The sequence below is a fragment of the Kribbella sp. VKM Ac-2566 genome (assembly GCF_004366005.1).
In the GTDB taxonomy this organism is placed as follows: Bacteria; Actinomycetota; Actinomycetes; order Propionibacteriales; family Kribbellaceae; genus Kribbella; species Kribbella pratensis.
The window spans coordinates 35,133-58,696 of the sequence record NZ_SODT01000016.1; the positions used below are offsets into that span (position 1 = coordinate 35,133).

The window sequence follows — 23,564 nt, forward strand, 5'->3', positions numbered from 1 at the left end:
CCGCTAACGAGGGAGCCTGCATGAATCTCGCTGACTTGACGGCAACCGAACTCCTGGCGAAGTACCGCGACGGCTCGGTCTCCCCGGTCGAGGTCATCGAGGACGTGCTGACCCGCGTCGACGAGCTCGAACCCCAGCTCTGCGCGCTCTACGCACCGGACCCGGCGGGTGCGCGGGATGCGGCGCACGAGTCGGAGCGCCGCTGGCGGGACGGTACGGCGGGCGCGCTGGACGGCGTACCGGTGACGGTCAAGGAGAACATCGCGACGCGGGGAACGCCCGTACCGCAAGGAACAGCGGCAACCGCGCTCGTCCCGGCCGCGGAGGATGCGCCGGCCGCGGCGCGGCTGCGGGCGGCCGGGGCGGTGATCTTCAGCAAAACGACGATGCCCGAGTACGGGATGTTGTCGTCCGGCGTCTCGACCTTTCACCGATTGACCCGCAATCCCTGGGACCTGACGAAGACGGCCGGTGGTTCGAGCGCAGGCGCGGCGGCTGCGGCGGCCGCCGGATACGGGCCGATCCACATCGGCACCGACATCGGCGGGTCGATCCGGTTGCCGGCCGGGTGGTGCGGACTGGTCGGGCTGAAGCCGACGCACGGTCGGATCGCGGTCGGCAACCCGTACGCCGGGCGCGCGATCGGACCCCTGACCCGTACGGCGCCGGACGCGGCGCTCGCGCTGCAGGTGATGTCCGGGTACGACCCGCGCGACCACACGTCGTTCCCGGTGGCATCCGACGTCTTCGAGGTCGAGGTCGAGGGTTTGCGCGTTGCGTTGCTGCTCGACGCGGGCGTCGGGCTGCCGGTCGATCCCGAGGTCACCGCGGCGGTCTCGGCCGCGGCCGCCGTACTCGAGAAGGCCGGAGCGATTGTCGAACCGATCACGCCGATCATCACCCGCGACATGCTCGACGGCCTCGACCGCTTCTGGCGGATCCGCTCCGCCACGGACATCGCCGCGCTGCCCGAGGAGCGTCGCGCGAAGGTACTTCCGCAGATCCGCCAGTGGGTCTCGACGGCCTCCGATCTCACCGCTTCGGACGTCTTCGACGGGTACAGCCAGATGGGCGCCATGGCCGCCGCGGTCGGCCGGGTGTTCACGACGTACGACGTGATCCTGTCGCCGGTCGCGCCGATCACGGCGTTCCCGGCGGAGCTCGCGTACCCGACGGACGATCCCGGGAAGCCGTTCGAGCACATCGCGTTCACGGTCCCGTACAACATGTCCCAGCACCCCGCGACCACGGTCAACGCCGGCTGGTCGACGTCCGGGTTGCCGATCGGGGTGCAACTCGCCGTACCGCACCACCAGGACCTGCGCGCACTCGCCTTGGCCGACTACCTCGACAGCCGGCGTTCGGAGCAGCGAGACTGGCCGATGAGGTGACGACTTGGTCCGATGAACGGCTCCGGAGGTACGGCGTACCGCGCTGACGAGCTGCAGCGCGGTCTGGTCTCGCACTGCTACCGGATGCTCGGATCCGTCACCGACGCCGTCGAAATCGCTGCTGTCAGCAAGGGATACGAGGACGCCACCCGTGCCTGCCTGCAGCAGGTCGGCAGCCGTCCTCTCCCGTCGGACCTCGCTGCACCGAGCGATGATCCTCAGGGAGCGCTCTCCGAGCGTTCGGAGATTCTCTGGCTGGAACCGATCCCAGCGGACCTGATGGACGACCACCCGATCGATCTCGGCCTGATCGCCGCGCTGCAACGCCTTTCACCCGTCGAGCGCGCCGTGACCGTCCTGCACCTCGAGGGCCGGCCGAGCTTCGCCGACCTGCTGAGCGACACCTCTCCCGCACCGATCAGCATTGGCTCGCTCGTCGCTCCCGACGAAATCCTCCTGGCCCGGTACCGCGCGGCGTTCGAGCAGTACGACGTATCCGCGATCGTCACGCTCTTCACCGACGACGCGATCTGGGAGATGCCGCCGTTCACATCCTGGTTCCGCGGCGCCCGCGACATCGGCCGCCTGATCAGCACCCACTGCCCGGCCGAACGCCCCGGCGACCAGTACCTCGTCCCGCTGACGGCCAACGGCCACCCCGCCTTCGCCGTCTACATGCGAGACCCGAAAGACGACCTCCACCGAGCCTTCCAGATCCAGGTCCTCACCCTTACCGCCACCGCCGTGGTCCACGCGGTGGCGTTCTTCGACCTGTCCCTCTTCCAAACCTTCGGCCTGCCGGACCTCCTGACAGGCCTCCCACCCAACCCCTACGACGGCACCCCCAAACCCCACGTAGAACGCCTACCGAAGCACTAACCCATGGCAGCATCCAGCCGAGCAGCTGCCTTGCCGACGAGTTGCGTGAAGACTGCGTCCGTGATCGTCTCGCCTTGCGCCTCCAGGCCGACGACGGTTCCCTGTCGTACGACGAATGCGACGTAGACGACCGCCTCGACGACGGCGTAGTCGGCCATCGAGGTGTCATGGCGAATCGCGATGCCGCCGGTCAGTCCGGGAACCGACAGTCGCTTTGCGACCCACCGATACTTCCCGCCGTCGGTGGCCACCATCGTGTAACTCGAGCACTTCGCGAATTGACTGGTGATGTCCGGAACAACCGTGTCCAATCGCGTCGGCCAAGACCACACCCACTCGGTCACGGACTGGTTCGTTCGCCTGGTGAAGTACTGAGCTCGGACTGCGGTGGCGGGTCTGCCCAGGAGATCCATCGGGTGCCGGAAGACCATGCACTCGGGCGGGTCGTACCGAGCCCGTGGGCCGGGCGTCGGGCTGGGGTCGACCGCTACGCCGCCGTCTCAGCCCTTCGGTAAGTCGGCCAACGTCAAGGCTGCGTTCGTTGCGCCAGCGACTGTCAGCGGGACGACCTTCGGCGGCGCGCTTGTCGTCGGGGTGGGGCTCGGGGTGTTGGGCTGGTTTGTGCAGGCGGTCAGGGCGAGTGCGGCGACGAGCGCGAGGCGGCGTAGCACCTAGTGCTCGCTGTGGGGCTGGGAATCAGTGCGCACGGCGGGTAGTCGACCACGGTGGTGTGAGGGTTGGCAAGTTGCTGGGGAGGCGTCCGGATCCGGTCAGGCCGGGCTGTTGACAGGCATAGTTACCGGTAACAACATGTTACCGGTAACAACGTGGCGAGGAAGGGAAGACAATGCCCAGATCAGGCGTAGGAAATCGACTGACGCGGCGCCGACTGCTCGGGCTGGCCGCGGCTTCCGCCGGCGCTGCGTTCTCCGGGCCGGTGCTGACCGGCTGCGGTAAGGATTCGGCGAAAGGCGGCGGCGGCTCGACGGCGCTGACCTTCATGAACCAGTCCCGCGGCCAGGCGAAGGCGCTGGACAAGTTGGTCGAGACCTATCAGAAGCAGACCGGCGTACGGGTGACGATCGACAGTCCCGGACCGACGAACTTTCCGGCGAAGTTGCAGTCGAAGTCGCAGTCGGGTGACATGCCGGACATCTACTCGACGCTCACGCTGCCCGAGATGATCCCGTACTACAAGGCCGGCTGGGCGATGAACCTGGAGCCGAAGCTGACCGGTGAGTGGAAGGGCAACTTCTCGCCGATCGCGCTGGACCTGACCACCGTGCGGGCCGGGACGGTCAGCGGCTTGGACGCCGGTATCTACTCCGCGCACTGGGAGATCCAGACCATGGGGATCCTGCTGAACACCAAGACGTTCGAGTCGGCCGGGATCGATCCGAAGGTTTCGCCGGCCACGACGGACGCGTGGATCGATCAGCTGAAGAAGGTCTCCGGCAAGACCGGCAACGGTGCGTTCCTGATGGCTGCGTCCCTGGCGGATCGTTTCCTGTTGAGTCATGCCTCCAACTGGCTGACCGACGCCGAGATCGACGCGACGCTCGCAGGAAAGACGAGTTGGAAGTCGGACGGCTGGCGTAAAGGTCTGCAGCTGCTGGCCGAGCTGAGGGACGCCGGAGTCATCGTCAACAAGACCCTGCCGGGCGGCAACGACGACAACCCGACGGTGGAGAAGGGCTTCTTCAACGTCCAGGACACGCCGGCGATCTTCGACGCGTCGGTCGCGATCGGGGTCGCGCGGGCCACCGCGCCGGACTTCACGGAGTACACCTCGATGGGGATCCCGAAGGCGGCCGACGGCACGCAGAAACCGCGGGTGTACGGCGGTGTCGGCAAGGGGGCGTGCATCAACCCGAAGGGTAAGAACGTCGATGCCGCGGTGAAGTTCGTGCAGTGGCTGACCGAGCCGGAGCAGGCGAAGGTGTTCGTCGACATGGTCGGGCTGATCCCGGCGAACCCGAAGGTCACCGCCTCCGACCTGCCGCCGCAGGTCGCCGGTTTCGCGTCGCTCGCCAACGCGATCGAGGTTGTTCCGTCACCGTTCAGCCCCGACGCCCGGACGGCGCTGATCAGCGGGGTGCAGAGCCTGGTGCTGAAGGAGAAGACCGTCGACCAGGTGCTCGACGACATGGAGACGGCGCAGAAGAGGGCGAAGTGACGGTACGTCCGCTCGAACGGGTCGCCCCGCGGGTGCAGCCGACCTCCCGGCGCCGCAGTCCGCTGGCGCGGCGCCGGGAACTCATGGCCTACGTATTCCTCCTACCAGCGGCTGTGCTGCTGGCGGTCTTCACGCTTGTACCGTTCGTCCAGGCGGTCGTGCTGAGCTTCCAGGAATGGGACGGGGTCAGCGCGGTCACGTCCTTCGTTGGCCTGTCCAACTACCAGTTCGTGATGCACGACACCGTTTTCTGGTCGTCGATGCGGAACGTGCTGGTCTTCGGCGTGGCCGGTTTCGTCCTCGGCAACGCGTTGTCGTTGGGGATGGCGATCGCGGTGAACCGGGTACGTCGCGGGAAGGCGTTCTTCCGGACCGCGTTCTACCTGCCAGGTGTCTTCTCCGTGGTGGTCATCGGGATGATGTTCTCCTGGCTGCTCGCTCCGAACGCAGGCATCGTGAACCGGCTGCTCGGCGGCGTCGGGTTGTCCGGACTCCAGCACAACTGGCTCGAGGATCCCGGTACGGCGCTGCCGGCGGTGGCGGCGGTTTTCCTTTGGTATCACTGGGGATTCGGCTTCATTCTGTACCTGGCCGGCCTTCAGGACGTGCCCGTGGAGCTGTACGAGGCGGCCGACCTGGACGGCGCGGGCGGCTGGGCGAAGTTCCGGTACGTCACGTGGCCGGACCTGCTGCCGGTGACGGCGATCGTGTCGTTGCTGACGCTGCTCGGAGCGTTGCAGGTGTTCGGCACTGTGCAGGTGCTCACCAACGGTGGTCCGGGTGACCACACGATGGTGCCGACGCTGCGCATCTATCAGGAGGCGTTCACGAACCAGCGCTTCGGATCGGCGGCGGCGATGTCGGTGATCTTCGGTGGCGCTCTTGTCCTGCTCGCAATGCTGCATCTCTGGCTGTCACGGAGGCGGAAATGAAAGGTCTCGCGGGCCGTGGTGGTCTGTACGGGCTGCTGGTGCTGGCTGCGGTCGGGGCACTGTTCCCGATGGTCTGGTTGCTGATCGGTTCGCTGCAGACGAGCAGTGAGTTGTACCGCGGCAAGGATCTGCTGCCGGCGAAGCCACAGTGGTCGAACTACGTTACGGCGTGGACCGACGGCGACCTCGGCACGTACCTGCCGAACAGCATGATCTACACGGTTTCGGCGGTCGTCGGCATCCTGGTCGTGTCCAGTACGGCGGGCTACGCCTTGGCACGGATCGAGTTCCGGGGCAAGGCAGCGGTGACGTTCGCGTTGCTGGCGGTGATGATCATCCCGGCGCCGGCCTCGTTCATCGCGCAGTACAAACTGATGGTGATGCTGGGACTGACCAACAGCCGGCTCGGCTATGTGCTGATTCTGGTGTCGGCCGGCATTCCGATCTCCGCGCTCATCATGCGCGGGTTCTTCGCGAATCTGCCGAAGGACTTGGAGGAAGCCGCCGCGATCGACGGCAGTTCGGCGCTGAACACGTTCGCCCGGGTGATTCTCCCGTTGGCGCGGCCGGGGTTGATCGCTGTCGCCGTGATCCAAGGTCTCGCGGTGTGGAACGAATACCTGCTGGCGTTGGTCCTGTTCGACGACGACACCCTGATGCCGGTGCAGCGCGGGCTGATGAACTTCGTGTCCGCGGAGACACCGGTGCAGAACATTCTGCTGGCCGCCACCGCGATCTCCGTCCTGCCTGTGGTGGTGTTCTACGTCTTCGCCCAGCGTCAGGTTGTGCAAGGCATCAGCAGCGGAGCGGTCAAGTAGGCTGCGTGGTCCGAAGGGAGGTGGAGAAGAATTGAGCGAGAAACCTGTGCCTGTGGTGCGGGCTACTCTCACCGATGTTGCCCGCGCTGCGGGGGTCTCCCGCCAGACCGCCTCGCGAGTCGCCCGCGGGGGCGAGAACGTGAACAAGCGGACGGCGGCCCGGGTACGGCGCGTGATCAAGGCGCTCGGCTATCGGCCGGATCCGATCGCGCGTGCCTTGTCCACCGGGCGAGGGCTCAGTGTGGGACTGCTGACCCATCAACTGACCGATCGGCAGCTGGGCCTCGGGGCGATCTCGATCATGATCGGCGTCGAGCAGGCGGCGACCGAGTTGGGGCTCGGAGTCAGCGTCGCGACGTTCGCGACCTTCGATCGGGCCACGGTGCAGGACGGGATCGACCGGCTCGCCCGGGCCGGGTGCGACGGCGTGATCTTCATGGCCCCGTGGGTGTCGGCCGCGAAGACGTTGCGATCACTGGACACCACGCTGCCGTTGGTTTCGACCAGCGAGGTTCCCGCCTACGACGGTCCCGCCGTACACGTTGATGCGGTCAAGGCATCCGCTGACATGGTGGATCATCTGCTGTCGCTCGGGCATGAGACCGTCCATCACGTCGCCGGTCCGCTCGACTGGACCTCCAGCCGGCTTCGTCGACGTGGCTGGGAGAGCGCCTTGCGGAACGCCGGTGCCGAGATCGCCGAGCCGCTGGCCGGCGACTGGACCGCTCAATCCGGGTACGAAGCCGGCCGGCAGTTGGCCGATGATCCCTCGGTCACGGCGATTTTCACCGCCAACGACGAGATGGCCCTGGGTGTCGTCTATGCGCTCACCGAGGCCGGACGCCGGGTTCCGGAAGATGTGAGTGTCGCGGGCTTCGACGACGCTCCTGGGTCGGACTACTTTCGTCCGCCGCTCACGACGATCAGGGTCGATGACGCAGAGTACGGTCGGCAGGCTGTTGCGCAACTGATGCTTCAGGTCAACGGCGAATCGGCCGCCCCGGCGACGATCATGCCCCACGAGTTGATCATCCGCGCGAGCACCGGTCGCAGTCCGCGACACCAGACCTCCGCCCGTCAGCCCAAGAACACATGAGTCACCGTCCGGACCGACTGCGGATCGACAGCGGCGGAGACCAGTTCACCGTGTCCGGCCGATCGCCGAGACTCTCCTGGCGACTGCCGCCGAGGTTCACGGGTTGCACGGCGTACGAACTCGAGGCTCTCGTTGACGATATCCCGCTTGCTCCCGTACTGCGGACGTCCGCGGAACACCTGTTCGTCCCCTGGCCCTGGGCGCCGCTCGGCAGTTGTCAGCGAGTGACGTGGCGAGTCCGGGTGCGCGGCGACCAGGGGTACTCGGACTGGTCCGAGCCGACCAGTTTCGAGGCCGGACTCCTGAACGAGGACTGGACAGCTCGATGGATCTCTCCGGTCGAAGGTGCCGACGAGGGCTCCGGGATGCGGCCCGCCTACTCTCTTTCGGCCCGGTTCGAGCTGACCGGACAGGTGCGGTCCGCCCGGCTCTACGCCACCGCGTTGGGTGTGTACGAGGCGTTCGTCAACGGACGGCGTGCCGGTTCGGCTGAGTTGACGCCCGGCTCGACGTCGTACGACCACACGCTCTACGCACAGGCGATGGATGTCACGCAATCCCTTCAGCGCGGCGGCAATGAGCTCGAGGTCTTGCTGTCGGACGGCTGGTACCGCGGCAAGACCGGCGGCTTCCGCCTGCCGTCCGGATGGGGTACGACGACGGCCGTGCGGCTCGAGCTCCACCTTTGGCACCACGACGGTTCCCGAAAGATCGTTCGCAGCGACGACAAGTGGACCAGCTCACGATCGAGGATCACCCGCGCGGACCTCATGGACGGACAGGTGGTGGACCTCGGATCGCCGCCCGACGTACGGCGTCCGGTTCTGGTCGACCACGTGGTTGCCCCTGGCATCGATTGGTCGCCCGCCCCGCCTGTGCGCAAGATCGAGACCCGGTTGCCGGTCGCGATGCGGCAGATCGACACCGGGAGCTGGGTGGCGGACTTCGGTCAGAACGCCTCGGGCTGGATCTCGCTGGCCGACCTCGGCCCGGCGGGCGCCCGCACGGTCATCGACTACGGCGAATTCGCCCGACCTGACGGTGATCTGACCACCTCCCATCTGGACTCCGTCCTGCCAGAGGGCGGTCCGGTCCGGTTTCGGCAGCGCGACGAGATCGTCTCCGCCGGCGACGGCGAGGTGTTCGAACCGCGCCACACCGTTCATGGTTTCCAGTACGCACGACTGCGACGCGACGACGGTGGTGCGATCGACCCGGCGAGTGTGACCATGCACGTGGTGCACTCGGATCTCGCCCGGACCGCAACGTTCATCTGCAGCAGTGCCGACCTCAACCGCCTGCAGGACATCGCGGTCTGGAGCTTTCGCGGCAACGCTGTGGATGTGCCCACCGACTGCCCGACGCGAGAACGAATCGGCTGGACCGGCGACTATCAGGTCTTCGCGCCCGCCGCGGCGCGGCTGTACGACGTTCTCGGGTTCAGCCGGAAGTGGCTGCGCTCGGTTCGCGACGACCAGCTGCCCGATGGACGGATCGCGAACTTCTCCCCGGACGGCCGGCGTACCAAGCTGAATCTCGAAGACCGCCTGGCCAGGACCACCGGATCGGCCGGCTGGGGCGACGCGATCGTCGCGGTTCCGATGGAGCTTTACGAGGCGTACGGCGACCGGGAGGTGCTGGCCGAGAACTGGGACGCGATGGTTCGCTGGGTGGACTGGTGTCTTGAGGCCGCCCGCACGCATCGGCACCCCTCCCGGATCGAGCGGTCAGCCGAACCGCCGCCTCATGAGCAGTTCATCTGGGACGGCACCTACCACTGGGGCGAATGGGCGGAGCCCACGCCCAAGGCACCCGACGGGACGCCGCTCGAGCCGCCGCAGAGCGACTGGCAGAAGGCGGACAAGGGCGAACTCGGAACCGCGTACCTCTACCGATCGAGCGCCACGCTGGCGCGGATCGCCGAGATCCTCGGCCGGCCCGCGGACGCGGTCCGCTACGCCGCGATCGCGGATCAGGTGCTCGATGCCTGGCGCGTGGAGTTCCTCGACGAGTCGGGGCAGACGGCAGGAGATACCCAGGCCGGCTACGTGCGGGCGTTGTCGTTCGGCCTGATCCCGGGCGAGCTGCGACAGAGCGCCGTACGACGGCTCGTCGAACTGATCCGGGCCGCGGGCAACCATTTGGGGACCGGATTCCTGTCTACGGCGCAGCTGCTCCCGGTGCTCGCCGACCACGGGTACGCCGACGTTGCGTACGACCTGCTCTTCCAGCGAACCTCCCCGTCCTGGCTGGCGATGCTCGACCGCGGAGCAACGACGATCTGGGAGGACTGGGACGGCGTCGATGTCAACGGGAACCCGCACGACTCCCTCAACCACTACAGCAAGGGCGCCGTCGTCCACTTCCTGCACACCCACGTCCTGGGCCTGCGACAGGCCGAAGGATCGGTCGGTTGGGAGTCGTTCGTCGTCGCCCCGGCACATCATCCGGAGATCACCTGGGCGCGCGGCAGCTACGAAAGTCCCCAGGGCCGCATCGAGGTCGCGTGGCAGATCGAGGGAGAAACCTTCCGGCTCACCGTCGACGTACCGCCAGGCTCCACCGCCGAAGTCACCTTCCCCAACGGCGAAAAGGCCACACTCCCACCAGGCCACTTCACCACCACCCGTCCTTCAGTCGGGCTCACGCCAGCACGTGCGTAGGTGGAAGGCGGCAGTTTTGGCCGTCTCTGCGGTAACAATCGACCGCTGGATGAGTTTCATCTGGAGGTGGTGCTGGATCGCCAGACGAGTCGGTGGGGGAGAGTCACCTTGCGCGGCGAGCCTCCCGGGTCGGCGATTCGTTGCATCAGTAGTGCTATCGCGGTGTCGGCGACACGCGCCTTGTCGAAGTCGATGGTGGTCAGCGGTGGCACGGTGATCGCCGAATCGTTGATGTTGTCGTAGCCGGTGACCGAGACGTCTTCGGGCACTCTGAGGCCGTGCGCGTGCAACGCGAGCAGAGCCCCCATCGCCGCGCCGTCGGTGCAGCAGACCACTGCGTCGACCGGCCCGGGATCGCTGTCCAGGAAGGCGTTCAGGGCTCGTGCCGCGGACGTCGGTCTCCAGTCGTCGCTGGCGATCTCGAGCCTCGGATCCGTCGGGATGCCTGCCGACCGCAGAGCCTGCCGGTAGCCGTCGAGACGGGCGATGGCCGCCGGGTGATCGGACATGCCGAGGAGGGCGATCCGGCGATGCCCGGTCGTGATCAGTTCGCCGGTCAGGTCGGCGATCGCGGCCGCGTTGTCCATCCACACCATGTCGACGATCGGTAGGTAGACCTCGCCGATCAGGACCACCGGCGGCAGGGCGATCCCGGGTTGCACGGCTGTCGTCTCATGATTGACCGGATTCAGGATCAGGCCGTCCACCTGGTGTTCCCTGGCCCGGGACAGCAGCCGGGCCTCACGCCCCGGATCCCAGCCGGTCTCCTCGACCTGGACCTGCAGGCCGCGCGCGGCCGCCGCGTTGACGAAGTGGTGCATCATCTCGGCGAAGAAGGGGACCTGCAGGTCCGACAGCGCGATCGCGATCATGCCGGTGCGCCCGTTCCGCAATCCGCGAGCGGACAGGTTCGGGACGTAGTCGAGCGCGACCATCGCCGCTTCGACCCGCGCACGGGTGGCGGGACGCACGTTCACGGTCCCGTTGAGCACGTTGGAGACCGTCTTCGGTGACACCCCTGCCCAACTCGCGACATCCCGCACGGTGGCTCGCATACGCACAATCCTAGGTCGCTCCGGCCCCTGAATTTTGCTGCGGCCGAGCCGTTGACAGCGCCGATTACAACGGTGCAAACTCCCTGGCACTGCAGATTACATCGTTGCATTCCAGTCTGGAGTCTCCGTGACCATGACCTCCACGATCGACCCTGCCTTCACCGTCGGCCCGGTCAATCGCTGGCTGTTCGGCACGTTCGTCGAGCATCTCGGCAGGTGTGTCTACACCGGTATCTACGAGCCCACGCATCCCTCGGCGGACGAGGACGGCTTCCGCGGAGACGTCGCCGCGCTGGTCCGTGAGCTCGGTGCGACCGTGGTGCGGTACCCCGGCGGCAACTTCGTGTCCAACTATCGCTGGGAGGACGGCGTCGGGCCGCGCGCGTCGCGACCTCGCGTGCTCGACCTGGCCTGGCATTCGATCGAGACCAACCAGGTCGGCACCGACGACTTCCTCGCCTGGTGCTCGCGCGTCGGCCTGGAGCCCATGCTCGCGGTCAACCTCGGCAACCGCGGACTGGCCGAGGCGGTGGACTACCTCGAGTACGTCAACGGCGCCCCCGGCACCCGGTACGCCGATCAGCGGGTGAGCAACGGGAACCCGAAACCCTGGGGCGTCCGGCTGTGGTGCCTGGGCAACGAGATGGACGGCCCGTGGCAGATCGGCCACAAGACGCCGCTCGAGTACGCCCGCATCGCGCAGGAGGTCGCCCACGCGTACAAGACCTTCGACCCGAACCTCCTCCTGGTCGCGTGTGGCTCGTCGAACACGTCGATGCCGACCTTCGGCGAGTGGGAACGCATCGTCCTCGAGCACTGCTACGACAACGTCGACCTGATCTCCGCGCACGTCTATTACGAGCCGGTCGACGGCGACGAGGTGTCGTTCCTCGCGTCCTCGGCGCACATGGACCGCTACATCCGGGACGTCGTGGCGACCGCGGACCATGTGGCCGCGAGACGCCACTCGACGAAGCGGATCAACATCTCGTTCGACGAGTGGAACGTGTGGTTCGCCGCCCGGCATGCGCAGCACGAGGAGCAGCGTGCCGAGGCGTCCGAGGCGCCCGCGCTGATCCAGGACGTCTACACCGCCCTGGACGCGGTGGTGGTCGGATCGCTGCTGATCACCCTGCTGCGCAACACCGATCGGGTCGGCGTGGCCTGCCAGGCCCAGTTGGTGAACGCGATCGCGCCGATCCTGACCGTCGAAGGCGGTGCAGCCTGGCGGCAGACGATCTTCCACCCGTTCGCGCTGACCGCGAAGTACGCCCGCGGCACGGTACTGATGCTTGCAGGCGAGCACGGTGAGGTCGACACGCCGGCGTACGGATCCGTGGAGCAGGTGTGGGCCGTCGCGACGTACGACGAAGAGTCCGGTGACCTGGCGCTCTTCGCCGCCAACCGGTCGCTGACCGAACCCGCCTCCTGGACAGTCCGGCTCGGCGCACTCGGTGAGCTCCGCCTGCTCGAGCACCTCGCGGTCGGTGATGAGGACCGCAACGCAGTCAACTCCCAGGACGCCCCGGACCGAGTCGTTCCCCAGCCAGGGGTTTCCGCCCTCTCCGGCGACCGCTTGACCGTCACGCTGCCGCCGGCCTCGTGGCACTGCATCCGGCTCGCCAGCCGGTGATCTTCGAAAGGACGAACAATGACTACTCCTGATCTGGTGCGTCTCGGCCGCCGTACCCTCCTCGGCGCCGTCGCCGGTGCGGGCGCCGGACTCGCCCTCACCGCGTGTGGCGGCACCAGCGGCCCGCCCCAGGCGGGGCCCGCGACCGGCAAGGGGGGCGCCGAGGGGTACGACGGGCCCAACGTCGAACTGCAGTACTGGAACGGTCTGACCGGCGGCGACGGCCCGGTCATGAAGAAGCTGGCGCAGAAGTTCATGGACGCCCACCCGAAGATCAAGGTCACCACCACGTCGATCGCCTGGGCGGACCTGTTCCAGAAGCTGCCCGCCGCGGTGCAGAGCGGGCGCGCGCCGGACGTCTGCCTGATGCACACGGCCGACATCGCCACGAACGCCGCGCGCCGGGTCGTGCAGCCGATCGACGACGTGGTCGCGGGCGCCAAGCTCAGCGCCGACGACTACGCCGAGCTGGTGTGGAAGGCCACCTTCTACCAGGACAAGCAGTACGCCATCCCGCTCGACATCCACCCGGCCGGGCTCTACTACAACAAGAAGGTCCTGACCCAGGTGGGCGCGGACCCGACGAAGCCGCCGACGACCAAGGACGAGTTCCTGGCCGTCCTGGACAAGTGCAAGTCCAAGGGCGTCAAGGGCTACTGGGTCAGCGCGCTGAGCGTCGGAGGTCTGGTCGCGCAGTCGATGATCTTCCAGAACGGCGGCTACATGATCAGCGACGACGGCGCCAAGACCGGCTTCGGCGATCAGCCCGCGATCGACTCGATCACCTTCTTCAAGAGCCTGATCGACAAGGACTACTCACCGAAGAACGCGGCCGGTGACGGCGACTGGGTCTCCTTCAGCAACAGCAAGGCCGCCTTCATGATCAACGGCCCGTGGATGGTCACCCCGTGCAAGCAGGCCAAGGGCCTGGACTGGGGCTGCGCGCCGATTCCGGTGCTCGGATCCAAGGAACAGACATGGGCGGGTTCGCACTGCTTCACGCTGCCGCGGCAGACCAACCAGGACAAGAACAAGGCGACGGCGGCCCGTGTCTTCGTCAACTGGATGAGCCAGAACTCGGTCGGCTGGGCCGAGGCCGGCATGGTTCCGGCGCGCAAGTCGGTCCGCGAGTCCGCGGAGTTCGCGCAGTACACCGAGGTCAAGCAGTTCGAGAAGATGATCGACTGGGCGCACTTCCCGCCGAACGTGCCGGGCGCCGGCGACACCGACCCCGAGTGGACGAAGGCGATCAGCCTCGCCGTGACCGGGAAGAAGCCGATCGACCAGGCGCTGAAGGACGCGGCACAGAAGGGTGATCAGATCCTGGCCGCGAACCAGAAGAAGTACGGCGGATGAGCGGGCGGATCACCGGCCTGGCCGGGCCGGTCCGCAGCCCGTTGCGGCACCACCATCCGGTCACGCCGTACCTGTTCGTCGCGCCGTACGTCGTACTCCTGCTGACGTTCCTCGTGGGGCCCGCCGTCTTCGGTGTCTGGATGAGCCTGCACAACTGGGACTTCATGCTGCCGGGCAAGCCCTGGGTCGGACTGCAGAACTACCGCGACCTGTTCGACTCCAGCTCGGTGCTCTTCCATCCGTTCTGGAACGGCATGAAGAACACCTTCCTGTTCGTCCTGATGAGCGTGCCGTTCCTGGTGGCCATCCCGCTCGGGCTGGCGCTGCTGCTGAACCGGAAGTTCCGCGGGCGGACCTTCTTCCGCGCCGTGGTGTTCACGCCGTTCGTGCTCGGGGTCGCGGTGGTCGGCCTGGTCTTCGGCTACCTCTTCGACCCGGAGGTCGGACTGGTCAACGGGATCCTCGACGGGGTGGGGTTGCCCAAGGTCTCCTGGCTGTCCACCCAGCCGCAGGCGTGGATCACGATCACGGTCATGACGATCTGGTGGACCATCGGGTTCAATGCGGTGATCTTCCTCGCCGGCCTGCAGGGTCTGCCCGAACAGCTGTACGAGGCGGCGGAACTCGACGGTGCCGGCCGGTGGTCCCAGTTCCGGCACGTCACGGTGCCGGGCCTTCGCAACGTCTTCCTGTTCGTGGTGACGACCACCATCCTCGCCAGCGCGAACCTCTTCGGACAGCCGTACATCCTCACCAAGGGCGGGCCCGGTGACAGTACGACGACGGCGATCATGGCGATGACCAACGAAGGCCTGCGCGGCTTCCGGATGGGCAGCGCGGCGGCGATGAGCTACGTGCTCGCGCTGGCCCTGGCGATCATCTCCGTCGCGAACTTCCTGATCATGAGGGAGCGCAAACCATCATGACGACGACCAGTCCGATCACCGGCGCCGGTCCCGGCGCCTCCGACCCCGCCTCCACCGAACCCGGCGGACCGGCGCGGCGCCGGCGGGCCTACTCCCGGACCAGAGTGGGGCCGCTGACGTACGTCGCGATGACGGTCATCTCGCTGATCTTCATCCTGCCGTTGCTGTGGATGCTGCTGACCACGTTCAAGACCGAGTCCGACGCGCGCTCGATCCCGATCCGGGTGATGCCCAGCGAATGGACGCTGCGCGCGTACCGGCTGATCTTCGACGACGCCGCCAACCCCGTCTACACGTGGCTGATCAACTCACTCGTGGTGTCGGTCCTGCACATGGTGCTCAACGTGGTGGTGGCGGCGATGGCGGCGTACGCGCTGTCGCGGATGACCTTCAGGGGCCGGAACCTGCTGTTCGGCACGCTGATCGCGACGCTGTTCATGCCGGGCTTCATCTTCTTCATGCCGAACTACCTCACGATGAGCAAGCTCGGCTGGCTGGACAGCTACTGGGCGCTGGTGGTGCCGGGCGCGGCGGGCGCGTTCGGCGTGTTCTTCCTCCGCCAGTTCTTCCTCGCGATCCCGCGCGAACTGGAGGAGAGCGCGCTGATCGACGGGGCGAACTCCTGGACGATCTTCACCCGCATCATGCTCCCGCTGTCGAAGCCGGCGCTGGTGACGCTCGCGGTACTGAGCTTCCTCGGCGCGTGGAACGATTTCGTCTGGCCGGTGTTCGTCCTCTTCAGCCCCGACAGGATGACGCTGGCACCCGGCCTGGCCACGCTGTACGGCGCCTACACGACCGACTACCCCGTCGTCATGGCCGGTGCGACCCTCGCCACGATCCCAGTGCTGATCCTGTACGTCGTGGTGCAGCGGTACGTCATCGAAGGCGTCGCAAACAGCGGCCTCAAGGGCTAGCCGGCCCGGCGCGGTCCCAAGTTGCCGAAGGAAACTTGGGACCGCGGCAACGTCCTGCAGGTCGGGGCAGGGCGGCGCCGCATCAGTCCTCCGTGGCGTCGAGCAGCCATTCCTGTCGTACTGAAAGGTCTCCTCGGAGCACACCCTGCCCACCCCGGAGCACGTCGGCGAGGCGTCGCCACGGGACAGCGCGTGGCCATCATGAGGGCCAGGCGTTCGACTGATGTGGAGGCGAGCTCAGCCTTGAGTTCTTCCGTCTGCCGGCGCCGGTTCGAAGAGTTCGAGTGCATTGCCGGCGGGGTCGTCGAGGACGATCTGGTTGCCGCCGCGGCCGATCACGATGTCGGTGCGGAAGGTGAGACCCTCAGCGCGAAGAGCGTCCACGGTGGCGGACAGATCGTCGACCTCGATCTGGATGCGGTTCCAACCGCCTGGTTCGGGCCTGCGGCCGTCAAGGGCGGGCGCCGCGCCTCCGCCCGGCCCGGTGGGCACGGAGAGCAGGAGCCGCAGATCCCCACGGGAGACAGCGGCAAAGGTCGGCGCCGGATGCATGTCCACACCGAAGCCGAAATGCCTGGTGTAGAAGTCGATCGCGGCGTCGACGTCATCGACGATGTAACGCACTGAGACAGTGCCCATGGACAGCTCCTCACCTGAATGGCTGCGCCGGTCGAGTGTCGAGGATGGCACTACAGCGCCACTGTACTGTTGCCGACTGCTTCGAAGGCTTCAGGTGCTGGTGGCGCGTGAGGGTTTCGCGAGGAATTCTTCGACTGTGGTGACGTGGTCGAGGAGCCTCGCCGTGGCGGCTGGGTCCGCGGGTACTGGGTTGTCCGCGAGCCAGCGCCACATGGTCGTCAGGTCCTTGCCGACAAAGCGTTCGAAGAGCCGGACAGGCATCGGGAAGCCTCGGGTAGACCGGCCCGTCAGCGCGGCCGCTTTGCGGCACTCGGCGATCGAACGGAACTCGGCTGCCAGTGGCAGTTCCGCACCGACGAACTGACGTGGTTCGGCGAATGCCCGGGCCGCGATCGCCCCGAGGTCGTCGACCGCAAGCCAGGGAATGGGTGTCTGATCGCCGGCCAGCTTGGGCATGACATGCCAGACCGAGACGGGGGGATAGAAATCCTTGTCGGTCATGAGCTCCATGAACGCCGTCGGCCGGAGCACGGTCAGTGGTATGCCGGACGCGCGCAGGTGCTCGGTGATGATCAGCTTCGAGTCCCAGGAATCGACACCGGTCCCGCGCAGACCCGGTCCGGCCGAGCCGTACACCACGTGCTTCACGCCGGCCGCCTTGGCCGCGTCCGCGACGTTCCTGCCTTGCCGGATCTCGCCGTCGTGCCCGGCGATCATCGGGTTCTGCACGCTGTACACGCCGTACGCTCCGGTGAATGCCCGGAGCAGCGAGTTCACGTCGTCCATATCGCACCGAACGACCTCCGCACCTGCGGATCGCAAGGCTCCGCTCGCCTGTGACTCCGGGGTTCGCGTGAGGGCGAGCACCCGTCGGCCGTCAGCCAGCAGATGCCGCGCGACCGCACCACCCTGGCGTCCCGTGGCACCCAATACCGCGATGACCTGCTCGTGCTCCATGCCACCACCCCCTCTTGTCAGGCTAGGCCCGCGAGAGTTGCACGCCTAGCATCTGGCGCCGGCGAAGGCGGTAGGGGCTCTAGTACTCGCCGTAGATTTGGACCTTGGTGCCGATGGGGGTGTCGGTGAAGATCTGGTGGATTTCGGGGCGTACTACGCGAACGCAGCGGTGGCTGTCCGGGTAGGGCTTGACGAGGGAGTTGACCCGGGAGCCGTGCAGGGCGATGCCGGGGCGGTCCTTGAGGAAGTAGAGGGAGTCGTACATGTACGCGTCGTCGTACAGGCTGCTCTCGTGCGCGCCGGCCCACTTGCGCCAGACCGCGCCGGTGCGGTTCGGGGTCTCGTAGCCGGGGCCGCCGGTGGAGATCCAGACGATCCGCTTGTACGTCTTTCCGACGATTTGGTACAGGATCTGGCAGGTCTTGTTGACGTAGATGCCGGGGGAGCGGGTCGGCGCCGGGCGACTGGTTGCGTTGAGCACCGAGTACGCGTCGTTCAGGCTGAGTCCCTTGCGGCTGACCGGCAGGCCGTGGGTCTCGCGCCACGCGCACAGCGCTTGCTTGGCGCGGGCCGTGATGTCGCCGTCGATGTCACCGACCGGGTATCCGAGCTTGTCCAGTTGCCGTTCCACGCGCAGCGCGTAGTACTCCGGCTTCTGCTTCACCTTGGGCTTCGGCTTGACCGTCGGCTTCACGGTGGGCTTGGCCGTCGGCGTGGTGCTCGGTGTCGCACTCGGCGTACTGCTCGAAGTCTGAGTGGGAGAAGGCGTCGACTCGCTCGCGGCCACATCGGAACAGCCGGCGAGTACGAACGACAGAACGACCGCACCGGCAACGAGACCACGTCGACGAGACACGAATTCCCCTCTCCCTCAGATTTTCAGCGTCGCAGAACCACGCCACGTAAGCGTGCAGCGACCCGCCGAGACTAATCTCCGAGAGGTTCCTCAACAGGTGCCGTGCCGGATCCCGTCACCGAACCGTTGCCGAGGTCCGGTGCCGGATCGTCCCGCAAGCGGCTGTACAGGTACCCGTCCCGCATCCGCCCGGCCCGGAACTCGCACCCGCGGATCACCCCTTCGAGCCGGAAACCCGCCTTTTCCAAGGACTTCTGCTCGGCCACGTTCTCCGGATGCGTCGCGGCCTGGATCCGGTGTACGGCGGTGTGCTCGAACAGGTACGCCGTCAGCAGCGCCTGCGCCCGCCACCCGATCCCACGCCCGCGGTACTCCGGCAGCAGCGCGATCCCGATCTCCCAGTACGGCGTACGCCCGTCGAACGACCCCGTCCGCCAACTCACGAGCCCCGCCGTCTCGGAGCCGGTGCGGACCATCAACCGCCCGTCGTCCTTGCCGAGGAACCCGTCCTCGGCATACCGCCGTACCGGCGCCTGTGCGTCCCGGAACCCGTTCCAGTCCAGCCCGATCAGCCCCGGCTCGACCGCGAACCGCTGGAACAACGGCACATCCTCTTCCTGAACAGGCCGCAGCAAGACATCCATGCCTGCCAGACTAAAGGGCATGGATGCCACGCGGGCTGAACGTGCAGGCGATGAACCACATCCATCTCGGGGAGTTCCGCGAGGCCGTCGCGTGCATTACCGAGTCGCTGCAGTACACCAGGTCGAACGGCCAACTGGTTGCTTTGGTCAACCGCGCTGGGGCTTACAAGGAACTTGGCGAACTGGGGCCGGCGGCGGCGGATCGCGCTGCAGGCACTCGCCGAGTCCCACCTGTTCGCCGGTGATGTGGCCACCGCGTGCACGTACTTCGAGGAAGCCAGGCGTTCGCCACCAAATCGGGCTACGGCACCATCCTCGCCGAACTCCACGCCGACCTTGCCCAGTGCAACTTCCTTGACGGCGAGGTCGACCTCGCTTACACCCAGCCGACCCCCAGGCCCTCGCGGAGTCGGAACCAGACGTGCTACACCCCCGCTGAGCAGCGACCGGCCTTGCGGGCTGGAGCGGGTGGGCGACCGGTGTTGCGGGGTGGGGCGACCGGGTCTTACAGGCCGAGGTCGCGGAGGAACTCGGGCTTGTAGGCTTGCATCACGACGTACCGCGGGTCCGGGACCTCCATGTCCGCGTTCTTCGCGGCGTCGCCGGCGGCGTCGTGCGGGCCGACCGGCAAGCTCGGGTCCGTCCAGTCCTGCTCGGCCGGATTCCAGCGCGTGACGGTGTACGTCGCATCGAGGTGCTCGTCGGCCACCAGATCCTTGGCGGTCCGCTCCGCTTCCTGCGCGTCGTCGAGCGTGTGCGTGTACATCAGCATCCGGTTCCCGTCCCGGGTCACCGTCACCTGACTCCCGAGCCGCTTCCGCGCGTCGTCATCCAGATCCAACGCCCGCAACCGCTCCCAGACCGTCAACCCGTGCTCGTCACTCCCAAGCACAACCTCAACCCGAAACTCCTCATCCGCCATGAATCACACCCTACCGAGGGCCAGCTCCGCCCCGACGCGCAGACCCGCCAGCTCCGCCCTCGCGCGCAGAGCCGCCAGCTCCGCCTCGGCGCGCAGACCCGCGGGTCCTTCCACGCCGCGCAGACCTCGCAGGCCCCTCCACGTCGCGCGCGCCCGTTTCCCACCCGCTGCGAGCGGACCTGCCGCACTCACCAACCCCCATCGTCGCGGTGCAACCCCGGCCTCCTGAGCGTGACAGCCGCGCGCGGCTCGCGGCCCTGGCCGGCTTGGTGAGTGGCTCACGTCCGCTCTGTCGGTTGGTTGCGGACCGCCAGGCCATCACAATCGCGCTCCAGGCGCGGTTCGCCGCCTGAAGGGAGCCGGATGGGCGCATTTGTGATGGCCTGGCGATCCGCTACGGCGAGACGGGTGCCCCCGCCAACATGCGGCGCCGCAGAATTGTCGTGGTTCGATCGACTACAGTTCTTAGTCATGGAGCTGAGGCACTTGGAACACTTCGTGGCGGTGGCCGAGCAGAAGCACTTCACGCGGGCTGCCGAGGCGATGTCGATCTCGCAGTCGGGGTTGTCCGCCTCGATCCGCGCGCTCGAGCGTGAGCTCCGCGCGAGTCTGTTCGTCCGCAACACCCGCAGCGTGGAGCTCACCGAGGCGGGCCGGGCGCTCCTGTGCGAGGGACGACGTACCCTCGCCGCCGCCGAGGCCGCGAAGGACGCCGTCGCCGCGGTCCAGGGGTTGCTGCGCGGTCACCTCACGGTCGGGCTCGAGCAGTGCCTCGGGGTGGTCGACGTACCGGCGCTGCTCGCGAAGTTCCGGTCCGCGTACCCGGGCGTGGAGATCGAGGTCCGCCAAGGCGGCTCCACGCCGATGCTCGACGAACTTGCGTCCGGCCGGCTCGACGTCGCGTTCGTCGCGACCGCCGGCGACCCGGTCGACGGGCTCGACCTGCGGCCGCTGTCGCGCGAGTCGATGGTCCTCGTCTGCGCTCCCGACCACCGGCTCGCGAAGGCGTCCGGCGTGACTCTCGACGACCTCGCGGGGGAGTCGTTCGTCGATTTCGACCCGACCTGGGGCGCCCGCGCCATCTCCGACCGCGCCTTCGCCACGGCCGGTGTCGCGCACCCGGTGACCATCGAGGTCAACGACGTACACACCCTCCTGGCCCTCGTCGCCCACGACCTAGGCGTAGCGCTCGTCCCTGAACGCATCGCCGCCAAACGCGGAGATCACGTCACCGTCTCCCTGGCCCCCGGCACCGCCTCCGACTGGCAGGTTTCGGTCGCCGTCCCCACCGGCCCCGCCGCCTCCCTGGCCGCCGACGCACTCATCGGCATGCTCCCCACGACCGCCGTCCACGCCTAGGCGTACTGCAGGTTGGCGACCCGGATGCGGCCGCCGTCACTGGTGAAGTCGTAGTGCGCCAGCCATCCGTCCGACCCGGCCGGCGCCCAGCGCACCAGCAACTTCTGCCCGGTCGGCCGTCGTTCGACTACTTCCAGGACTTGCAGCGATCCGCCGATCACCTCGTTGCGCGCCCAGGTGCGGATCGCGTCCTGGCCGGTGATCGTCCGCGACACATCGACGATCCGTCCGTCCGTGTGGAACGCGTTCGCGAGCCCGTCCAGGTCGCGCCGGTTGACCGCGTCCACGTACGCCTGCGCCGCGGGAAGAACGTCCACCGGCGCTGGCGTAGTTGACGCACCTGGATTGGAGCCCCCGCAGCCGACGAGTGCCACCGTGACTGCAGCGACGGCGAGTACCTTCACCGCTCGTCCTGGAGCAAGGTGCCGCCGACCGGCATCAATCGGGTGAGGACGGCGTCGATCCGCTCGAGCGTGTCCGGGTGCAGGGTGATGTCGGCCGCCGCCAGATTCTCGACGATGTGCGCCGGCGTACGACTGCCCGGGATCGGCACCACGGCTGGATCCTGGTGCAGCAACCACGCGAGCGCGAGCTGGCTCCGGCTGATCCCGAGGTCCGCGGCCAGCGCCTGGAGCGCGGCGTACGACGCGTTGTTGGCCTTCAGGCTCTCCGCATCGAACCGTGGCGCATTGTTCCGGAAGTCACCATCGTCCAACTTCTCCACCGTGCCCGTCAGGAACCCGGCGCCGAGCGGACTCCACGGTACGACGCCAACACCGAGCTCCCGCGCCACGTCGAGCAACTCCGGATCGATCGGCCGCCACATCGACCACTCGGTCTGTACGGCGGCGATCGGATGTACGGCGTACGCCCGGCGGAGCTCGTCCGGCGTCACATTGGACACTCCCAGATACCGCACCTTGCCGTCGGCAACCAGCTCGCCCATCGCGCCGACCGAATCCTCGATCGGCACCTGCGGATCCGGGAAATGCAGGTAGTACAGGTCGATCACATCGATGCCGAGGTTGGTCAGACTGCTGTCGGCGTACCCGCGGATGTACTTCGGCTCCGCGTTCACCAGCAACTGTTCGAACGCGAAACCCACCGCCAACGGATGCGGCTGCGCGCCGTCGGGCACCCTGAGACCGAACTTGGTCGCCACGGTCACCTCGTCGCGCCGCCCGCGGATCGCCCGTCCGACCACCTTCTCGTTGTGCCCGTCGTCGCCGTACGCGTCACTGGTGTCGATGAACGTCCCACCGGCCCCGATCGCCGCGTCGAGTGCCGCGACCGCACGGTCGTCGTCGATGTCGCCGTACATGCCGGGGGAGAGAACCATGGCGCCGAACCCGATCGCCGGTACGTCGAGTCCACCGAGATTGCGTGTGCTTGTCATGAGTCCAGCGTCGGTCGCCGATGCCGCGCGGTCCAAGACCTGTTGGTATAACCGTTGGTTATGGATGCGCACCTGCGCGAACTCCGCTACTTCGTCGCGACCGCCGAGGAATCGACCGTGACGGCCGCGGCAGCGCGCCTCTTCGTTTCACAGCCCGCCCTGTCCAAGCAACTCCGAGCGCTCGAACGCCGCCTCGGCTTCGACCTCTTCGAGCGCCTGCCGCGCGGACTGACACTGACGTCGCAGGGGTCGGTCTTGCTGCCTGTGGCGAGGGAGGTGCTCGCCGCCTGGGACCGCGGGTACGCCGAAGCGCGGGCGGCCGCCCACCCGAACCAGCTGGTGGTCGGCATGCAGACTGCTGTCGGCCGCGACCTGCAACGCCCCGCCGTCGAACGCTTCCGCGCCGCGCTCCCCGGCTGGACGGTCTCGCTGCGCCTGGTCGGCTGGGACGACCCGACCGCCGGCCTCGCCGACGGAACCAGCGACGTCGCCTTCGTCTGGCTCCCGATCTCCGCCGACTTCGCGACCCGCGTGCTGATCACCGAACCCCGCTGGGTCGCGCTACCCGCCCAGCATCCCTTGGCGGACCGCCCATCGGTCCCGTTCGAGCTGCTCCTGGACGAGCCCTTCGTAGCTCTTCCTGCGACGGCCGGTCCACTCCGCGACTTCTGGCTCGCTGTCGACGCCCGTCCCGGTCCACCTGTCGTGGCGGCCGAGGCCACCGCCGCAGACGAGGTCCTCGAGCTGGTCACCGCCGGCGTCGGCATCGCCCTGCTCGCCGAAGGCAACACGGGTCTCTACCAACGCCCCGGCCTGGTCTGCCGCCCCGTCCCGGATCTCCCACCTGCGGAACTGGCGGTCGCGTGGCGCCGCACCGACAACCGCGACGCCGTACGCGCGTTCCTTAACTCGGTCCAGCCCTGAATGCCGCCGTACACGTGGTGGTGTA

The 23,564-nt window shown here is 67.5% G+C and carries 22 protein-coding genes; 13 read left to right on the forward strand and 9 right to left on the reverse strand.

The genetic code is table 11. The features are described 5' to 3' along the window. Positions 1 to 20 precede the first annotated feature (20 nt). Together EV647_RS39945 and EV647_RS39950 are read left to right on the forward strand one after the other, a co-directional pair. Entirely contained in the window at positions 21 to 1,391 is a 1,371-nt protein-coding gene (locus tag EV647_RS39945; protein WP_134012623.1) for an amidase, read from the forward strand. Positions 1,392 to 1,403: 12 nt separating this feature from the next. After that, on the forward strand, positions 1,404 to 2,270 hold the full coding sequence (locus EV647_RS39950; protein ID WP_134012625.1) for a nuclear transport factor 2 family protein: 867 nt from the start codon (positions 1,404 to 1,406) through the stop codon (positions 2,268 to 2,270). Here the strand turns inward: EV647_RS39950 and EV647_RS39955 are convergent. Continuing rightward, entirely contained in the window at positions 2,267 to 2,614 is a 348-nt protein-coding gene (locus EV647_RS39955) for a hypothetical protein (protein WP_166680548.1), read from the reverse strand. The two genes, EV647_RS39950 and EV647_RS39955, sit on opposite strands and share 4 nt — an antisense overlap. A gap of 503 nt (positions 2,615 to 3,117) precedes the next feature. On the opposite strand from EV647_RS39955, the gene EV647_RS39960 reads away from it, so the two are divergent. From EV647_RS39960 to EV647_RS39980, 5 genes are read left to right on the forward strand one after another with little or no spacing between them, the layout of a single operon-like run. Beyond that, the gene (locus EV647_RS39960) at positions 3,118 to 4,446 is read left to right on the forward strand and encodes an extracellular solute-binding protein (RefSeq protein ID WP_134012629.1); all 1,329 of its coding nucleotides are present in this window, start codon (positions 3,118 to 3,120) and stop codon (positions 4,444 to 4,446) included. Continuing rightward, positions 4,443 to 5,378 (forward strand): carbohydrate ABC transporter permease, encoded by a 936-nt coding sequence (locus EV647_RS39965; protein WP_134012631.1) that lies wholly within the window; start codon positions 4,443 to 4,445, stop codon positions 5,376 to 5,378. The genes EV647_RS39960 and EV647_RS39965 overlap by 4 nt, the downstream gene beginning before the upstream one ends. Continuing rightward, entirely contained in the window at positions 5,375 to 6,196 is an 822-nt protein-coding gene (locus EV647_RS39970) for a carbohydrate ABC transporter permease (protein WP_134012633.1), read from the forward strand. Before EV647_RS39965 ends, EV647_RS39970 begins: the two co-directional genes overlap by 4 nt. A 31-nt stretch (positions 6,197 to 6,227) precedes the next feature. After that, entirely contained in the window at positions 6,228 to 7,292 is a 1,065-nt protein-coding gene (locus EV647_RS39975) for a LacI family DNA-binding transcriptional regulator (protein ID WP_134012635.1), read from the forward strand. Further along, positions 7,289 to 9,955, forward strand: coding sequence for a family 78 glycoside hydrolase catalytic domain (locus EV647_RS39980; RefSeq protein ID WP_134012637.1), 2,667 nt, complete (start codon positions 7,289 to 7,291; stop codon positions 9,953 to 9,955). Before EV647_RS39975 ends, EV647_RS39980 begins: the two co-directional genes overlap by 4 nt. A gap of 56 nt (positions 9,956 to 10,011) precedes the next feature. Here EV647_RS39980 and EV647_RS39985 read toward each other — a convergent pair whose 3' ends face one another. Next, positions 10,012 to 11,010, reverse strand: a complete 999-nt coding sequence (locus EV647_RS39985) for a LacI family DNA-binding transcriptional regulator (protein WP_134012639.1) — start codon at positions 11,008 to 11,010, stop codon at positions 10,012 to 10,014. Between the two features lie 133 nt (positions 11,011 to 11,143). On the opposite strand from EV647_RS39985, the gene EV647_RS39990 reads away from it, so the two are divergent. From EV647_RS39990 to EV647_RS40005, 4 genes are read left to right on the forward strand one after another with little or no spacing between them, the layout of a single operon-like run. Beyond that, positions 11,144 to 12,643, forward strand: a complete 1,500-nt coding sequence (locus EV647_RS39990; protein WP_134013253.1) for an alpha-N-arabinofuranosidase — start codon at positions 11,144 to 11,146, stop codon at positions 12,641 to 12,643. Between the two features lie 18 nt (positions 12,644 to 12,661). Further along, positions 12,662 to 13,999 (forward strand): ABC transporter substrate-binding protein, encoded by a 1,338-nt coding sequence (locus EV647_RS39995; RefSeq protein WP_134012641.1) that lies wholly within the window; start codon positions 12,662 to 12,664, stop codon positions 13,997 to 13,999. Further along, positions 13,996 to 14,925, forward strand: a complete 930-nt coding sequence (locus tag EV647_RS40000; protein WP_134012643.1) for a carbohydrate ABC transporter permease — start codon at positions 13,996 to 13,998, stop codon at positions 14,923 to 14,925. The genes EV647_RS39995 and EV647_RS40000 overlap by 4 nt, the downstream gene beginning before the upstream one ends. After that, positions 14,922 to 15,842 (forward strand): carbohydrate ABC transporter permease, encoded by a 921-nt coding sequence (locus EV647_RS40005; RefSeq protein ID WP_134012645.1) that lies wholly within the window; start codon positions 14,922 to 14,924, stop codon positions 15,840 to 15,842. Before EV647_RS40000 ends, EV647_RS40005 begins: the two co-directional genes overlap by 4 nt. Before the next feature lie 237 nt (positions 15,843 to 16,079). Here the strand turns inward: EV647_RS40005 and EV647_RS40010 are convergent, their stop codons facing one another. The 5 genes from EV647_RS40010 to EV647_RS40030 all read right to left on the reverse strand — a co-directional run bounded on the left by EV647_RS40010 (position 16,080) and on the right by EV647_RS40030 (position 19,860). After that, positions 16,080 to 16,481 carry a VOC family protein gene (locus EV647_RS40010; protein WP_134012647.1) on the reverse strand — a complete coding sequence of 134 codons (402 nt, stop codon included), beginning with the start codon at positions 16,479 to 16,481 and terminating at the stop codon, positions 16,080 to 16,082. 90 nt (positions 16,482 to 16,571) lie between these two features. Beyond that, positions 16,572 to 17,438 (reverse strand): NmrA/HSCARG family protein, encoded by an 867-nt coding sequence (locus EV647_RS40015; RefSeq protein ID WP_134012649.1) that lies wholly within the window; start codon positions 17,436 to 17,438, stop codon positions 16,572 to 16,574. Positions 17,439 to 17,517: 79 nt separating this feature from the next. Next, entirely contained in the window at positions 17,518 to 18,294 is a 777-nt protein-coding gene (locus EV647_RS40020; protein ID WP_238175793.1) for a L,D-transpeptidase, read from the reverse strand. A gap of 71 nt (positions 18,295 to 18,365) precedes the next feature. Continuing rightward, complete coding sequence (locus EV647_RS40025; RefSeq protein ID WP_134012651.1) at positions 18,366 to 18,938, reverse strand: GNAT family N-acetyltransferase; 573 nt, start codon at positions 18,936 to 18,938, stop codon at positions 18,366 to 18,368. A 505-nt stretch (positions 18,939 to 19,443) separates the two neighbouring features. Next, positions 19,444 to 19,860: a hypothetical protein gene (locus EV647_RS40030; protein WP_134012653.1), complete on the reverse strand. Its 417-nt coding sequence runs from the start codon at positions 19,858 to 19,860 to the stop codon at positions 19,444 to 19,446. 471 nt (positions 19,861 to 20,331) lie between these two features. Here EV647_RS40030 and EV647_RS40035 point away from each other — a divergent pair, with 471 nt between their 5' ends. Then, the gene (locus EV647_RS40035) at positions 20,332 to 21,219 is read left to right on the forward strand and encodes a LysR family transcriptional regulator (protein WP_134012655.1); all 888 of its coding nucleotides are present in this window, start codon (positions 20,332 to 20,334) and stop codon (positions 21,217 to 21,219) included. Here the strand turns inward: EV647_RS40035 and EV647_RS42380 are convergent. Together EV647_RS42380 and EV647_RS40045 are read right to left on the reverse strand one after the other, a co-directional pair. Continuing rightward, positions 21,216 to 21,536 carry a nuclear transport factor 2 family protein gene (locus tag EV647_RS42380; protein ID WP_166680549.1) on the reverse strand — a complete coding sequence of 107 codons (321 nt, stop codon included), beginning with the start codon at positions 21,534 to 21,536 and terminating at the stop codon, positions 21,216 to 21,218. The two genes, EV647_RS40035 and EV647_RS42380, sit on opposite strands and share 4 nt — an antisense overlap. Before the next feature lie 83 nt (positions 21,537 to 21,619). Beyond that, complete coding sequence (locus tag EV647_RS40045) at positions 21,620 to 22,615, reverse strand: aldo/keto reductase (RefSeq protein ID WP_134012659.1); 996 nt, start codon at positions 22,613 to 22,615, stop codon at positions 21,620 to 21,622. 60 nt (positions 22,616 to 22,675) lie between these two features. Here EV647_RS40045 and EV647_RS40050 point away from each other — a divergent pair, with 60 nt between their 5' ends. After that, positions 22,676 to 23,539, forward strand: a complete 864-nt coding sequence (locus tag EV647_RS40050; RefSeq protein ID WP_134012661.1) for a LysR family transcriptional regulator — start codon at positions 22,676 to 22,678, stop codon at positions 23,537 to 23,539. Positions 23,540 to 23,564: the final 25 nt, after the last annotated feature.